Annotated in this window: 12 protein-coding genes and 1 pseudogene; 3 read left to right on the top strand and 10 right to left on the bottom strand. The window is 56.9% G+C overall.

Features of this window, described 5'->3' with window-relative positions; translation table 11 throughout:
* Nucleotides 1-66 precede the first annotated feature (66 nt).
* On the bottom strand, nt 67-1,557 hold the full coding sequence (locus KW837_RS06270; protein WP_218394908.1) for a hypothetical protein: 1,491 nt from the start codon (nt 1,555-1,557) through the stop codon (nt 67-69).
* 567 nt (nt 1,558-2,124) lie between these two features.
* Nucleotides 2,125-3,147: a zinc-dependent alcohol dehydrogenase family protein gene (locus KW837_RS06265; RefSeq protein ID WP_123496895.1), complete on the bottom strand. Its 1,023-nt coding sequence runs from the start codon at nt 3,145-3,147 to the stop codon at nt 2,125-2,127.
* A gap of 269 nt (nt 3,148-3,416) precedes the next feature.
* Here KW837_RS06265 and KW837_RS06260 point away from each other — a divergent pair, with 269 nt between their 5' ends.
* The 3 genes and pseudogenes from KW837_RS06260 to KW837_RS06250 all read left to right on the top strand — a co-directional run.
* Nucleotides 3,417-4,331 carry a LysR family transcriptional regulator gene (locus KW837_RS06260; protein ID WP_095631404.1) on the top strand — a complete coding sequence of 305 codons (915 nt, stop codon included), beginning with the start codon at nt 3,417-3,419 and terminating at the stop codon, nt 4,329-4,331.
* A gap of 153 nt (nt 4,332-4,484) precedes the next feature.
* The gene (locus tag KW837_RS06255) at nt 4,485-5,753 is read left to right on the top strand and encodes a site-specific integrase (protein WP_218395164.1); all 1,269 of its coding nucleotides are present in this window, start codon (nt 4,485-4,487) and stop codon (nt 5,751-5,753) included.
* A gap of 213 nt (nt 5,754-5,966) precedes the next feature.
* Nucleotides 5,967-6,500: pseudogene (locus tag KW837_RS06250) on the top strand (tyrosine-type recombinase/integrase); the annotation flags it as partial.
* Between the two features lie 143 nt (nt 6,501-6,643).
* Here the strand turns inward: KW837_RS06250 and KW837_RS06245 are convergent.
* The 8 genes from KW837_RS06245 to KW837_RS06210 all read right to left on the bottom strand — a co-directional run bounded on the left by KW837_RS06245 (nt 6,644) and on the right by KW837_RS06210 (nt 15,762).
* Nucleotides 6,644-7,375: a transporter substrate-binding domain-containing protein gene (locus KW837_RS06245; RefSeq protein ID WP_218394907.1), complete on the bottom strand. Its 732-nt coding sequence runs from the start codon at nt 7,373-7,375 to the stop codon at nt 6,644-6,646.
* Nucleotides 7,376-7,407: 32 nt separating this feature from the next.
* A complete protein-coding gene (locus tag KW837_RS06240) occupies nt 7,408-8,661 on the bottom strand; it encodes an OprD family porin (protein ID WP_218395163.1) in 1,254 nt (417 codons plus the stop codon).
* Between the two features lie 208 nt (nt 8,662-8,869).
* Nucleotides 8,870-10,192, bottom strand: coding sequence for an MFS transporter (locus tag KW837_RS06235; RefSeq protein WP_218394906.1), 1,323 nt, complete (start codon nt 10,190-10,192; stop codon nt 8,870-8,872).
* A gap of 67 nt (nt 10,193-10,259) precedes the next feature.
* A complete protein-coding gene (locus KW837_RS06230) occupies nt 10,260-11,312 on the bottom strand; it encodes a lactonase family protein (protein WP_218395162.1) in 1,053 nt (350 codons plus the stop codon).
* Between the two features lie 261 nt (nt 11,313-11,573).
* Nucleotides 11,574-14,252 carry an aconitate hydratase AcnA gene (acnA, locus tag KW837_RS06225; protein WP_218394905.1) on the bottom strand — a complete coding sequence of 893 codons (2,679 nt, stop codon included), beginning with the start codon at nt 14,250-14,252 and terminating at the stop codon, nt 11,574-11,576.
* 141 nt (nt 14,253-14,393) lie between these two features.
* On the bottom strand, nt 14,394-15,308 hold the full coding sequence (locus KW837_RS06220; RefSeq protein ID WP_218394904.1) for a LysR substrate-binding domain-containing protein: 915 nt from the start codon (nt 15,306-15,308) through the stop codon (nt 14,394-14,396).
* A gap of 28 nt (nt 15,309-15,336) precedes the next feature.
* Nucleotides 15,337-15,537 carry a hypothetical protein gene (locus KW837_RS06215; RefSeq protein ID WP_218394903.1) on the bottom strand — a complete coding sequence of 67 codons (201 nt, stop codon included), beginning with the start codon at nt 15,535-15,537 and terminating at the stop codon, nt 15,337-15,339.
* Nucleotides 15,538-15,609: 72 nt separating this feature from the next.
* Nucleotides 15,610-15,762, bottom strand: coding sequence for an SDR family NAD(P)-dependent oxidoreductase (locus KW837_RS06210; protein WP_218394902.1), 153 nt, complete (start codon nt 15,760-15,762; stop codon nt 15,610-15,612).
* Nucleotides 15,763-15,829 lie beyond the last annotated feature (67 nt).

Raw genomic sequence — 15,829 nt, 5'->3', positions numbered from 1 at the left:
GGTAATGGCCGAACAGACTACGAACGTCGTGACGCATCCTTGCCGGATCCGTCGAACCAGTCACTTTCACCGGCCCGTCGACCATTCGCCAGACACAGTCGTTTCACTGCCAGGCTCCACGACTTCAGCTTGCCCACCCACCTCGACGCTTTCCAGGCCGAGAGCCCTGCCCTCATCCCGAACCACCGGCCCCATGCGGTAAAGCGTACTGATCAGACTCACGGGCAACCCGCTGACATCGACCATCCATTGCAGAACCTGCTCGGGAGCCGGGCCGCCCTGCATCGCCCGGTGCAAGTCCGGCAACGCGACGAGCATGCCGGGATGGCACTGACGGAGAAAATGCTCAAGCGCCGCGCCGTTATCGACAAACGGGGCAAACAGTAGACACACCAGTTGAGCCTCGCTCAAACCAAGGCTCTTTTGTGCTTCAGCCGATGCCAATGCGCGCTGATCGGTCATCGTCATCGGGTTGCCGAAGGTTTCCATGGCCTGTTCGCAAAAGCGCTCTGGAACATGTTTGCGGCGCATCATCACCAGCGCCCGCTGCAGGTACTCACCAATGCCTTCCTCGTAGCTGCGACCCTGTACAAAGCACGCTTGCAAGCCACGAAGATGCGCGGATATCGACAAGCTGACGTAGCCGTTATCACTGAGCTGGGCCGACAACTCGTCAGGTTGAAACCCGAGGAAATCGGTGAGCAGTGGCCAGCGCTCTTCCAGGTTGCTGACCAGCATGTCGTGAATATCGATGAAGGTCGTGCGGCGACATGCTTCAAAACGTTCGGCGGGACGCCACGCCGCCTGGGCAGCCTCGGGATAAAACTCGCGGTAGCAATCGCTGCCCAATTCATCGAGTCGCGCGAACAGACACTCGTAGCCCGTTTCGTGACGGTCCGGCGCCTTGAGCCCGGCCTTGGCCGCCGCACGATTCAACCCCTCGAGAAACTGCTTCTGCAGACGGGGCGTATCGCTACTGATCAATGCGTCGACACCCTGGTCCCAACGGGCGATTTGTCCGTAAAACTCGCCGGTCGCCAGATACCCGTCATCCCACAGATCAAGCGGCCCGTCCCAGACTCGGCGGTGCCCGACCATCAGCAGATTGAGCCGATTCGACTCACGACCGGCTTCGGAGATCGGCGCCAGATGATTGAACGGCAGGACTTCGCGATTATCGACCATCAACACTTCGACCCGGGGATCGTCGTAGAGAAACAATGCACTGCAGCTGCGATGGATGTTTTCCAAGGCTGTCGAGGCCGCACCGTTCAAGCGCAAGGTCGCCACTCGCAGCTGAAACGTCGCCGGTGCCCGACCGGCAATACTCAGCTGAGCGGCACGCAGTAGCGCCAGGGTGTAGCAGCTGTCGCGGGACCCGGACTGGATCGACAGCACCTTGTAATCGCCGATACGTTCCAAACCTCCTGCGGACATCACCAGGCGCTGAATCAGCAATTGCAATGCCGTGCGCTCGGCGCGAGAGAAAAAACCCAGCAAGCGCTGCAGCATTTGCTGATAAACATAGTTCATTGCCTGATCATGGGTAGCGGCCATCATTATTTACCTGTGACTCAAAAGTGCGATGCCACGCAAATAACGAGGTGTATTGCGCAACAGGTTGTTTGTCATGAATGGAGTGCCGGCGCTGTTATTCAAATGCTAGCACTTAAGCATTGTGTAATTATTTGAAATGTTTGAACGCTACGGATAACCCAGGGAGATCAATATCGGCGCGACACCCCGCAGAACGGGCGCCTTGGGCTCTCGCGGGTTTTCCTAGGAAATTTCCGACAGCGTCCCACAGACACTTAGCACAAGAAATAAAGAAAGAAGTTGCCCACGAATGTAAGACAACTGAGCGACGCCGCATTATTTGTTGAGCATATATTGCCGGCGCGCATTGAGGAGTTTCAGGCTGATACTCGGCCATGACTCTTTCCTTGAGATGAAAGTAATCATTCAATTATCAGGGCTTACATAATGATTAGAAGATACAGATCGAGAGCAAAAACCAGTTCAGTTGCTGAACCGGCCCACCGACAGATCGATGGCACGTCTCATTTGGGAGTGACTGCCAGCAGAAGAGTCCGTATTCGCACGGACTCTTGGCAGAGGAAGGGCTCAGGCAGGCTCGACCTGAAGGGCGACCCGTTCGCGGCATGGGCATTCGTCCATGTAGCGGTGTGCTTCGACAAACTCGGAAAACGGGAAGACCCGGGTTTTGAGCGGCAGCAGCACGCGGTCTGCGGTCAACTGGTTGATGTCGCGCAGGGCACGCTGCAATGCGGCCTGGTCCTGGAGGATGCCCAGCTCCGGCTTGCCGGTGAAGTTGCCGATGCAGTGCACGAAGAATTGAATGTTCTTCTGGAACGCCGCACAAGCCGGAAATGGTGTCTGGTTACCGCCTTGCAGACCATAAAGCACCAGGCTGCCACGAGGTGCGAGCACATCGCCGAGCAATGACATCTGCGGACCGCCGAGGCCATCGAACACCACATCGACGCCGCGGTTATCGGTAATTTTGTTGATCCGCATCAGCAGATCTTCTTCTTCGGTAACGATGACTTTCTCGGCGCCCAGAGACAGCAGGTATTCACGCTCATCCGCGGTTTTGGTCGCAGCAATCACCCGCACACCAAGGGCTTTGCCCAGTTGCACGAACGACGGCCCGGCGCAGTGGCTGGCGTCGGTCACCAGGGCAAATTGCCCGGGTTTGACTCGCGCCAGGTCGGCGTAGGCAAAATAAGCGATCAATAGCGGCGTGTAGTGAACGCTGGCTTCGATCGGGCTGAGCACGTCCGGGTAGCGGGTCAGCGCCGTGCGTGGCAGAACGATCTGTTCGCCGTAGACCGGATAGTCGTTGGGGCTTTCGGCCGGGAAGCTGGCGACTTTGTCGCCAACGGCCAAGTCATCGACACCTTCGCCGACCATCGTGACCACGCCGGCCATTTCATGACCCAGGCCCGAAGGCAGACGAGCATGGGACGAGGCCAGGTTCTGGCGCCAGAGAATGTCATACCAGCTGATGCCTATCGCTTCGACGCGCACCTGCACTTCGCCCGGCGCAGGCAGGGCTGCCGCATGCTCTTCGCATTTGAGCACCTCGGCTGGACCAAACTTGTGAAAACGGATCGTGCGGGACATCGCAAACCTCGTCAAAGTAACCTCTAATGCCCTGAACTCTATCTGGGCTTTCTACCCAAGACCATCAGTGGCTATTAATAGTCGACATGCCTGTCATTGATTCCGCAGCGACGGCGACATCATCCAATGCCGTGAAAAACCGAAGCAGCCTTTCAGAAAAAACTGAATTACCCTGTGCAGAGTACCAGTCTTTCCCCGTAAGATTCATGCCGGCCATTGTTCTCATATGGCCGCTCACGTCAAGTTTGCTGACTCTGCCAGGACTCCAGATGAATCGTAATGACCTGCGTCGTGTCGACCTGAACCTGTTGATCGTTTTCGAAACACTGATGCACGAACGCAGCGTGACCCGCGCTGCGGAAAAATTGTTCCTCGGCCAGCCGGCCATCAGTGCGGCGCTCTCGCGCCTGCGCGGGCTGTTTGATGACCCGTTGTTCGTGCGTACCGGCCGCAGCATGGAGCCTTCCGCCCGAGCAGTGGAAATCTTCGCCCTGCTCTCTCCAGCCCTGGATTCGATTTCCACCGCGGTCAGTCGTGCGGCGGAATTCGACCCGGCGACCAGCACCGCGGTGTTCCGCATCGGCTTGTCGGATGATGTTGAATTCGCGCTGCTGCCAATGCTGCTCAAACGGCTGCGCGCGGAATCGCCGGGAATCGTGCTGGTGGTGCGTCGGGCCAACTACATCCTGATGCCAAGCCTGCTCGCCTCGGGCGAGATCTCCATTGGTGTCAGCTACACCGCCGACCTGCCGGCCAACGCCAAGCGCAAAGTGCTGCGCCGCAGCATGCCGAAACTGTTACGCGCCGACACGGTACCGGGACCGTTGAGCCTGGATGACTTCTGCGCCCGCCCCCACGCGCTGGTTTCGTTCGCTGGCGACCTGAGCGGCTTTATCGATGAAGAGCTGGAGAAGCTGGGGCGCAAACGGCATGTGGTGCTGGCGGTGCCGCAGTTCAATGGGCTGAGCACACTGATCAGCGGGACTGATATCGTGGCCACTGTCCCGGATTACACCGCTGAAGCGTTGACTGCAGCCGGTGGCGTGCGGGCGGAAGATCCACCGTTGCCGGTGCGCAGTTTTGAGCTGCACATGGCTTGGCGTGGGTCGCAGGATAATGATCCGGGGGAGCGGTGGTTACGGTCGCGGATTCAGATGTTCTTCGGGGACCCCGATAGCTTGTAATGGAGTTCCAGTAGAGTCCATAAAACTGTTTTATAACAAGCGCTTATTGGTAATTACGGTCCACTGCCGCCTGTCTAAATCCAATGGATTCCACGACTCATGGGGGCATAATTGGGGGCAAATTTCGGTTCCTTAAAAAGGATGCCCCCACCGATGCCCCCAGATAATGCGGTTGTTTTCAAACGAAAACTCAGCGATGCCTTGATCCGCTCGCTGACCGAACCCGGCAAACACGCCGATGGCGAAGTCCCTGGCCTCTACTTGGAGGTAAGGGTGTCGAGCAAGGTCGGCAAATCCCCTTCCAAGTTCTGGCGCTTGAAGTATCGGCTGCATGGCAAGGAAAACCGCTTCTCAATCGGCGCCTACCCCGAAATCGGCCTGAAAGAAGCGCGCGACATTGCCCGCGGCGCGCGCCGCGACGTGGCTAACCACATCGCTCCGCTCAAGGCCAAGACCGCCAAAATCGAGGCGCAACTCCTCAACGAGGTGCGCACCTTCGAGTATGTAGCCAAGCAATGGTTGGCATTCAAGTCTGCCGAACTGGTGACTAAATCCATCTCAGGGTTTAGCGGAGCGCTGAACAACCACATCTTGCCTGCCATTGGTAAAAAACCGGTCACCGAGATCAAGCTGGAGCACATCACCACGATCATTACCGAACTGCGCCGCCAGCGCACAATGGCGATGGCCCGGCGCGTGCGCACCATCATCCGTGCCGTCCTGGGGTTTGCTGAAGGGCGCGGCTGGGTTGAACGCAACGTAGCGCTCAGCAACATTGAGGAATTGAAGATCCGCCATGTCGTCACCAGCAACCCGACCATCGAAAGGCCAGCCGACCTAGGCAGGTTTCTTCTGCGTCTGGACGACTGCAACGACGGCAGCGTTGCCTCCGCAATGCGCCTGCTGATTATGTTGCCGGTCCGCCCAGGCGAACTGGTGCAGATGCGCTGGGAAGATGTCGACTTGGTGGGCGCCGATTGGCGTTATGTGGTGAGCAAGACCAAGCATCTGGACAAGAGCAAACACATCGTGCCGTTGCCTGAGCAAGCCTTGGTTCTTTTACGCGAGCTACATAAAACCCGCGTGGTGGATGAAGAAGGCAAAGGCTGGGTGTTCGTCTCGCCGGTCTATCCGGGACGTCCCATAAACCCGACCTCCATGCTCAAGTCCTTTCAGCGTATCTGGCCAGAGTACGACATCACTGCCCACGGCTTTCGCGCGACCTATAGGACCATTGCCCACGAGCACTTGGGCATCGATCCAATTGTGCTCGAACTGTCGTTATCCCACCGGATGCCGGGGGCGCTAGGGGCTGTATACGCGCGCGCCCAACTGCTGGTACAACGTCGGGGAGCGGCTCAACAATGGGCTGACTATTTAGATCAGTTGCGGCAAAACGCTGCGCGAATAACCACAGATTGACGATACAGCGAATACAAATCAGGGGATTGGAGCGGGAAACGAGACTCGCATCTGGCGTCCGACCCATTGAAATCTAAGGGACTTCTTTTCTTGCCAAAGCAGGAAAAGACTCAATTCTGGACTTGTTTTTTGGGTGTATCAAGAGCAAAAACGGAGTGATTCCAAGCTACGCTATTGGGTTCACCCATAGCCAATCGGATGGACGATCATCAAGCTGAGCTGTCGGAACTGCACAACCGCTTCCAGCAGATAACCGCCGATTACGACGCCCTCCCCGCCGGGCAAAAATACGACGGCACTCGACCGCTAAAGAAGGAAACGCAGCTCGCGCTCTGGATCAGCCTGGGCACGCTGTGCCGGATTGGCGAGTTACTGCAGGCCGAATGGAAGAATGTCGATCTGGACCGGCAGACCTGGTTCCTCCCCAGTGAAAACGTCAAAGGCACCCGGGGCAAGAAACAAGTCCGCCCTGTCTTCCTCTCCCCCTTCGCCCTGCATTTCAGGAACTCAAGGCCCTGACGGGAGACTCCCAGTGGTGCTTTCCGAACAAGCAGGATGATGGGCATGGGGACGTAAAGGTGGGGAGGCGCCATTACTTGCATCACGACTATGCCGAAGAGAAGAAGCGTGCCTGGCACCTGTTGGGCGATCGGCTCAGTGCTGTCCTCGACCTACGAGCACACGCCAAACGAGTCGATGTTGTCTTTTCCAGCGTACGCGGCGACAGAGACGCGGACACCCTCATAGGGATGTTGCACGCAGCGCTCCCCGGTATTTAACACCCGCGACAACCCGTGACCTTAAATTCGCGATGAGCCGCCCCTACATCCCTAGACACATTGGAGAGACGGCGGCCAGTGCACTTGCCCCCCCAGGAATGCGGCGCTATTTCACACTGATGGCGCGGCGGTCGCGTCAGCCTGACCGCTTTCGTCCAACGCCGCACGGATGAAGCCTTCAGTCTTTTTGCGCTCGACAAAATCCCTCACATAGGCCGCCGCCACGTCATGACCGCGTGGAACCGCCATGGCTTGTCGGATGGAGGTAAATGCACCGTCAATGACGCGATACTTGCCGTTTTTAGCAGCGACGGCCTCCAGCGGCTGGCGTACACCCGCCGCTGCATCCAGGGCCTGTTCAACATACAAATCCACTGCGCCTGCAGACGTTTCTGCCCGCTCCAGTTGCGCATGTTTCAGTGTGCGCGTCAGGTAGAGGTCATAGGCTGCACCTTTGCCAACCGCCAACCGCAGTCCAGGCTGATCAAGATCCTCGACCGTCTGGAAAGGTGAATCGGCGGCGACCAAGTAAGTCCCCTCAATGATCACGTAGGGCTCGCTGAACGCGATTTGTTGCTCTCGCACCGGCTCGATCGCCAGGAAGGCAATGTTCCATGCGCCCTTCTCCAGCGCCGCGAAGACCTTGCCTGCCGCATCGAAAGTGACCATTTCCAAACGTACGCCCAGTTCTTCAGCCAAGACTTTCGCCAGCGCAACAGACACACCTTGCGGCTGGCCATCCGCGCCCCGTTGGGCCAGGACAGGATTGCCGAAGTTGATGGCGGCTCTCAGGACGCCGTTTGGCGCCAGTTCATCGATTACCGCACGGTCGATAGCATTCATTTTTTGCTCCATGAGTGAGGGCAGTGAAAGTCCTACCAGCTCGGTAAGGTATAGGAAACGATTAGGCGATTTTCATCGGCACCACGGGCGAAGCTGGATCGATAACTTGCATTGCGCCACTTCACTGCAACGTTTTTCAACGCTCCGCTCTGGAAAATGTACTGCACATCGGTGTTGCGCTCCCACTCATGCCCGGCGCCAATGCTAGCCTTCGCATCAGCCTGATCACCACGGACATAACGGCTCATGAACGTCAGGCCCGGCATACCGAGTGCAGAAAAATCGTAGTCATAGCGCAACTGCCAGGAGCGCTCGCCAGGTTCGGCAAAGTCGTTGATCTGGATGTAGTTGGCCAGATACGGGTCCGTACCGTTGATGTAGGGCATCGATGTCGAGCCATTCATCTTTTGTAACCCCAGCCCAAGGGAATGACCAGACAGGCTGTAGGTGAGCATGCCGTTAAGCGCACCACTGTCGATTTCCCCGCCGCGCGCAGCGCCGGCATCATCGCTGAGCATGTAGCGCAGATCGCTTTTGAGCTTACCCGGGCCAAGACTCAACGTGTGGATCAGGCCAAAGAAATGCTGGTGATAGACATCTTCAAGTTCAGCGTACTGATAGGTGACCGTCAGGTCTTTACCGAATGCATACTCAGCACCGCCCATCAGGTAGTGATCACTTTCGACCGTTCCTGAAAAACGTCGGTTCTTGTTGTTCAACGTCAGTGTATTGGCATCCGTCGAATCACGATCCGTCATGCGATTGAAGCGCGCACCACTGACGCTAAGCCCATCGAACTCCTTCACCGTTATCAAGCCCCCCTCAAATGTCTGAGGAAGGATGCGTCCGGTATTGGCCTGCAAGGTAGGCAGCTTTGGAATGAAGGTGCCGTACTTGAATTCCGACTTGGAAACTTTCATTTTCGCGGTGAGCCCGAGCCGGCTGAACTCGTCTGCGGCGCGGCCATCGGATTGGGTGGGCAACAGGCCGGAACCACTTCGGTCGGGACTGGAGTCGAGCTTGAGGCCCAGCATGCCCAGCGCGTCCAAGCCAAACCCTACAACGCCTGGCGTATAGCCGGAGCGCACATCGAGGACAAAGCCCTGGGCCCACTCCTCGCGTTTTGATTGCCCTGTTCCATCGCGGAAGTCGCGATTGAAGTAATAGTTGCTCATTTGCAGGTTGGCTTTACTGTCCTGGACAAAACCTTCCGCCCGGGCCATGCCCACAAGTAGGCAAGGGGAAACAGCCAGCCAAGTGCCGATTACTTTTTTATTTTTATACATGCCACGCTCCAACACAGCGTCGTGAAAATGCCCTGCCGCCTTACAAGCGACATGACGAAATGAATTGAGGAACCGGAAAAAGAGCGGCGAGGGATCGCTTGCACCGCGTTAACCTCGAGCGGGACATTCTCGATCCACATCGCCTCTGCCCTTGCCACTCGACATTGACTGGCAACACCGTTTGCGGCGCCGCCAGTTCGATCAACTGCTAGCGTGCTTCATGGCTGAAAGCGGAAGCGACTTGCGCGGCTCCATTGTTGGACACCCGCATGAACACGGTCATCAGAAACCCCAGGAGCAACAATGCACTCAGGAACAGCAGGCCATTGGCGGCACTTTGACTGTTGCCCTTTATCACGCCGATCAATGACGGTCCGACAAAGCCGCCAAGGTTGCCGATGGAGTTGATCACGGCAATGGATACCGCAGCGGTTGTCCGATCAAGGAACAACGTTGGCAAGGCCCAGAACGGTGATTTGAAGCTGTAGAGCCCGGACAGTGCGACGCAAATCATCGCCATCGCTACAAATGCATTACCGACCAACCCAGCGCCAACCAGGCCCAACGCGGCGATCAGCAACGGGATTGCAGAGTGCAGCTTGCGCTCGTTGCGTTTGTCGGAACTTCGCGACCAGATGATCATGGCTGCCGTGGCGACGATATAAGGCAACATTGCGATCAACCCGATCTGCGTGTGGGTCAGCGACTCGGAGAAGCTCTTGATGATCTGCGGCATCCAGTAGCCAACGCCAAGACTGCCGCACTGGTACACAAAGTAGATGAACGAAAGGTACAGAACCTTCGGGTTGGTCATCGTCTTGTAGACGCTCAGACTCTTCACGTTTTTACGACTTTGGCGGTCCCGCTCCAACTCGGCGATCAACCACGCCTTCTCTTCGGGCTTGAGCCATTTTGCCTGCTCGGGCTTATCGGTTAGGAAGAAGTAGCAGGCAATGCCGAGAAACACAGCGGGAACGCCTTCGAGAAATAACATCCAGCGCCAGCCGCTCCAATTGAGCCAACTAATGTTATCCATGATCCAGGTGCTCATTGGCGCACCAATGATGTAGCTCACCGGAATCGCCGCAGTGAAGAGTGCCACGGTAGTTGCCAGCTCCTTGGAGCGAAACCAGAAAGTCAGGTAGACGATGATTCCAGGAAAGAAACCAGCCTCTGCTACCCCGAGGAAAAACCGCAGGACGTAAAGCTGGCTGGCGGTCTGGGCAAAAGCGGTCATTGCCGCAATGATGCCCCAGGTCACGAGAATCCGTGCAATCCATACTCGAGCGCCAAATTTGTTAAGCATCACGTTGCTTGGCACTTCAAACAGGAAATAGCCAATGAAGAAAATCCCCGAGATGAAGCCGAAGGCTTCGCTCGACAGGGCAAGTTCCTTGTTCATTTGCAGAGCGGCGTAGCCGATGTTGGCACGGTCGAGATAGGAAACGATGTACAGCAGAAAAACAAAAGGGATAATCCGCAGGGTGACCTTGCGAACAATCGCGGCTTCTTCAGGCTTATTATTGTTCATGACAACCTCACTAGAAGCAGGCAGCAGCCTGACTCTGTCATTGCATTATTGTAAATCCGGAAGTTTTTCAGGCCGAAAAAACCATGCACACAGGGCTGCCGGTCGAGACCGAGAACCCCGTTTTTCCAAGCCCGCCTTTGTCCGGGTCCACCGCCATCGAAATGATGGTGTCGCTGTCTTCGTTCAACGCAAAAAGGAAGCGCCCATTGGGGGTCAACGTGAAGAAACGAGGAGTCTTACCGTCGGTAGGCATGAACTCCACCGAACTCAACAGCCCTGTCGCCGGGTCGATGGCGAACACCGCCACACTGTCGTAACCGCGGTTGGAGGCATATAGGAAGCGGCCGCTACGATCGACTTCGATCTCCGATGCACGACTGTTACCGGTGAAGTTCGCAGGCAGCGATGGCAAGACCTGAATAGGTGCCAACGCCCCTGTCTGAACATCGAAGCGGTAGACGGTCACGCTGGAATCCAGCTCATTGACGACGTAGGCAAACGCAGCATGAGGGTGGAATGCCAGGTGACGTGGCCCCGCCCCCTCGCGGGTGACGACGAAGGGTTGGGCCGCAGGAAGCAACTTGCCGTTTTCAAAACCGAAACTGAACACTCGATCCAGCCCTTTGTCTGGTACCAGCACAAAGTTACCGGTGTGATCGAATGGGTTGAAATGCGGTTTGGAAAACGGCTGCTCGACCCGGTGCGGCCCGATCGGGCCTTCCAACTTGAGCAGTTGATTCAGAGTACCGAGCGCGCCGTCCTCGCTCACGTTCATCACCGCCAGGGAGCCCGTGATGTGGTTCGACACCACCAGGAAGCGCTCAGTTGGATCGAGAGCCAAGTGCACAGGGTTTTTACCTTCGCAACTTTGCTGGTTGATAAAGGCGAGTTTGCCTGTGGCCTTGTCGACGCTAAAAGCACTGACAGCACTCATGTCGCCATGGACGGTATACAGACGGTCACCTGCCTTGTTCAAGGCAAGGAAAGACGGGTTTACCAAGTCCTTGACGACCTGCACAAGCGTCAGGGAGCCCTCTTCCTGGTCCACTTTGTAGACACTGATGCCCTCGCCGCGAGCGTTTCGTTCGCGCGTGGTCCGTGACCCGACATAGGCGTACATAGGCGCGATTCTCCGTGTTCCAGATAACTTTTCATTGGCCAGACTGGCGTGAGCTAAACCACTGGGCAACAACGAGCCCAGAAGAGAAACCCCGGCAAGGGCACTCATTTGTTTGAGTAGGGTGCGGCGTGTTGCACCGGTGATTCGTTGAATTTCAGGCTCAGGCGTACCAGCGCCCTTATCGTCGCTTTGCATGGGGACCGTTCCTTATTATTGTTGGTTGCTACGGTCTGGACCCGTATCGAGCCCAGCGGGGTTGAATCATTTGCGCGTTCGCTGAACCACCTTGCGGATCACGAACGGCAGCACACCGCCGTTGACCAGGTAGCGAATCTCTTGGAGAGAATCGATGCGCACGCCCAGCCCTACCTGTTGCTGCCCGCCGTTGGTCCGATGCATGACCATGGTCACGTGGTTATCGCCAACGCTTAGTTCATCCAGACCGAAGAAATCAAAACGTTCGTCACCCTGTAAATCGAGATCATCCACCGATAGACCAGGCTTGAACTGCAGGGGGATCACGCCCATGCCGATCAGGTTGCTGCGATGAATACGCTCGATGCTCTGCGCAACGACAGCCTTCACTCCCAGCAACGCTTGGGCCTTGGCCGCCCAGTCGCGGCTGGAACCTGCGCCATAGTTGATCCCGGCAAAAACCACCATGGGCGTATGTTGCGCCGCATAGCTTTTGGCGGCCTCATACAGCGGTAGACATTGCGTATGGTCGGCATTCCAGGCCCAGGCCCCGTGGCCTGGCTGGTCGTCGCTCAACAGGCGGTTTTTCACCGCTTTGTTGGTAAACGCACCGCGCAGCATGACTTCGTGATTACTGCGTCGGGTGGAGTACTGATTGAGGTCTTGGGGGTTCTCACCACGCTCCAGCAACCATTGCCCGGCCAAGCTATCGGCGGGGATGGAATAAGCTGGCGAAATATGGTCCGTGGTCACGTTGTCGCCCAACACCATCAGCGTACGCGCACCATTAATGGCCAAGGTGGTTTTTGGCTCGGCAGGAATATCGGCCAGGTACTGTGGGCGGCGCAGATAGGTTGAGTCCGGGTTCCACGGAAACTGCACGCTGCCTTCGGCCGAGAGCGACTGCCAGTGGTGAGTGCCCTCCCAGACCTTGGCAAGGCGCTGCTGGAAAAACTCGGGCTTGACCACCTTGGCGACCTGCTCGGCGATTTCAGCATCGGTTGGCATCAGATCGCGCAGGTAAACAGGGTTGCCATTGTGATCGTTGGCCAGGGCTTGCGATTCGAGATCGATATCGATGGTTCCGGCAATGGCATAAGCCACGCACAGGGCCGGGGATGCCAGGTAACCGGCAGGCACCTTGGGATTGACCCGACCTTCGAAGTTTCGGTTACCGGACAGAACCACGACGCCCTTCAGGCCTTGATCGGCAAATAGCTCAACGTGCTCTTCGAGCGAGCCCGAGTTACCAATGCAGGTCATGCAGCCAAAACCGGCGAGGTCGAAGCCCAGTGCAGAAAAGTCCTTGAGCAGATCCGCTTCTGCCAGGTAATCGGCTACCACGCGCGACCCCGGAGACAGCGAAGTCTTGACCCAGGGCTTGCGATTGGCCCCGAGCTGACGTGCCTTGCGTGCCAGCAATCCGGCCTGAATCATCTGCGATGGATTGGCGGTGTTGGTGCAACTGGTTATCGCCGACATGACGACCGCACCATGAGTGATGGGCTCATTGAAAGTCGGTTCGAAAAATGTCTTTTGCGCAGGTCCGGCAATCAGGTTACTGCCACCCATCACCTCATTTCGGAACGAAGATGCGGCGTTGGTCAATTTCTGACGCTGGTGCGGCTGATGTGGGCCGGCGACGCTGACTTCGATGCTGTTCAGGTCCAACTCAATCAGTTCGTCGAACTGTGGCTCCGCCAGCTCATCGCGTCGCCACAATGGCTGGGCGTTCATGTAGCTGACGACCTTGCGACATAGGGATTCTGAACGACCGCTGAGCTTCAGGTAGGACAGCGTCTCATCATCAAAAGGGAAGAAAACTACAGTGGCGCCGTATTCAGGCGCCATGTTCGACACGGTGCCACGGGTCGCCCAGCTCAGGGCAGAAAGGCCGGGACCGGTGAACTCTACGAACTTGCCGACGACCGAACGCTTGCGCAAGATTTCGGCCACATGCAATGACAGATCGGTAGCGGTGACCCCGGAGCGCAGGGCATTGGTTACACGAATGCCCACCACTTTCGGGAAGCTGATCGGCACCGGCTCACCGACCATGGCGGCCTGTCCCTCGAGCCCGCCGACACCCCAGCCCAAGACCCCAATGGCATTGATCATTGGCGTATGGCTGTCGGTAGCGACCATGTCGTCCGGGTGCAGCAAGCGTTGACCATCTTCAGTTCGGCTTTCCCAAACGACTTGCGCCAACGCTTCCATGTTCATCTGGTGAATGATACCGGTGCCTGGCGGGATCACCCCGAAGTTGTCCAGACTCTTTTGCGCCCACTTGATAAAGCGGTAACGCTCACTGTTGCGACGAAAGTCGATATCCAGATTCTGCTCTACGGCGTCGACCTCAGCATAATGCTCAACGATCACTGAGTGGTCGATGGTCAGTACCGCCGGAATCAGTGGATTCATGGCCTTAGGATCACCACCCAGCTCCGCTACCACATCACGCATCCCGGCGAAATCGGCCAGCGCTGGCAGACAGGTCGTGTCGTGGAACATCAGTCGATTAGGCTGGAATGGCACCTCGCAATCCGGGCCATTTCCGATGGCGCGAGCCAGTACCGATGGCAACGATTCTGGCGAGCAACGGGCAACGTTTTCCAACAGGATACGAATCGAATAAGGAAGCTTGGATGCCTGTACAGGGGACAGCATCTTGTTCAAGTCGATGTAAGCAAACGGCTCGTTATCGATCACCAGATGGTTGATAAAGTCGCAGGCAGTCTCGGTCATGCGCATATCGCTCAGGCTTTTTATAATGGTCACGGGATCGGGGTTAACCGATTGATACCGCTGATGAAGCCGATATTAGGAGCACCCCCCACGATTGAAAATTGATCAATCGCCACACCAGCGTTCTCGAATGGAGAACGCTCAATCAGCTTTACGATGATTCAAATGATCAATGAGGGTTTTCAAGGTGGGCGAAGCGGTGTCGTATTTCTTGAAGACCAGCAACAATGAACGCCGGGCCCATGATTCGTCCAATGTCACGGCCTTGAGTTTGTGGCTACGCAAATATTGGTTGATCACACTGCGCGGTAGCACCGCCAGCCCAAGGCCTGTCGACACCATGCGGCACATGCAATCGAAGCTGCTGATACGAATCCGCAGCTTGAGATTCATCCCCAGCTTTTCGGCCTCGCCTGTCAACAACGTATGCATGGAGCTTTCCAGGTGTGGCCCGACAAACTCGTGCTCCAGCACCTCTTTGAATCGAACCGATTTTCGACTTGCCAGCGGATGTCCGCCAGGAACGACCAGGGTCAGCTCATCACTGCGATACGGCAATGTTTCCAGGCCTTGGGCGGAGGTCTGGACGGCAATGATGCCCAAGTCAGCACGCCCATCCGCAACGGCGCGAATGACGGCCGAACCCACACGCTCCTCGATATCGAACTTTATTTGCGGGTAGAGCGACACGAATCGAGACACATCGTCCGGCAGAAACTGAGACAGCGCCGAGGTGATGGCATGGATGCGTACGTGCCCCTTGACACCCGTGGCATAGTCACCCAGTTCATGATCCAGTTGTTCAATCGTCTGCTTCACCTGGCGGGCGTAAAACAGTAACGATTGCCCTGCAGGTGTGAGATCGACGCCTCGGGCATTGCGGATCAGCAGCGCTGAACCGACCTGTGCTTCAAGCTCGGTAATGCGCTTACTGACGGCTGACACCGCCAGATGCTTGATTCGAGCCGCTCGGGTCAGGTTGCGCTCCTCTGCCACTGAAATGAACAGGTCCAGGCTGGTAATGTCGTATCGCACCCACTCACTCCTGATTGACATCGAGCCCAATGCTTTTCACCGAAAAGCGTTAATCATCTTCATGCAACTTGATGCCACGTGCGTGAAGCAGCGGTGGAATCACCAGCACCAATAGGGTCAGCGCAAGAATCGAAGCGGCGATGGGTTGCGTCACGAACACCATTGCCTCCATGTCTGCCTGGCTCGCGTCCGAAGAGTCTGGATACGCCAATGGCGCCGACTTGAACGCATGGCAATGACTCGCGGGCATCCAGACCTGATTCCTGCGGGAACCTTGATGCGCCTTATGCGCAGCCCCCCATAAAAACAATTGTACTTTACGTCAAGGTGATACAAATGCTCTCATTTCTCGGCTACGGGGATCCCTGGCGGCGCCCACCACGTGAGCGCCCCGAGCCGCCAAGGCCCTAGCGGTCTCAACGCCCAGCCCCGACGATACGCCGGTGACCAGGGCGCGCTTGCCAGACAGATCCATGCCGGCCAGAACCTCATCGGTGGTGGACTGTGATCCAAATGAAGGGGGACAAGATTGATTCCTCAAA

The organism is Pseudomonas sp. PDM24 (assembly GCF_019218905.1).
GTDB lineage: Bacteria > Pseudomonadota > Gammaproteobacteria > Pseudomonadales > Pseudomonadaceae > Aquipseudomonas.
The sequence above is the reverse complement of the archived record's forward strand: the minus strand, read 5'-3'. Positions and strand labels throughout refer to the sequence as shown.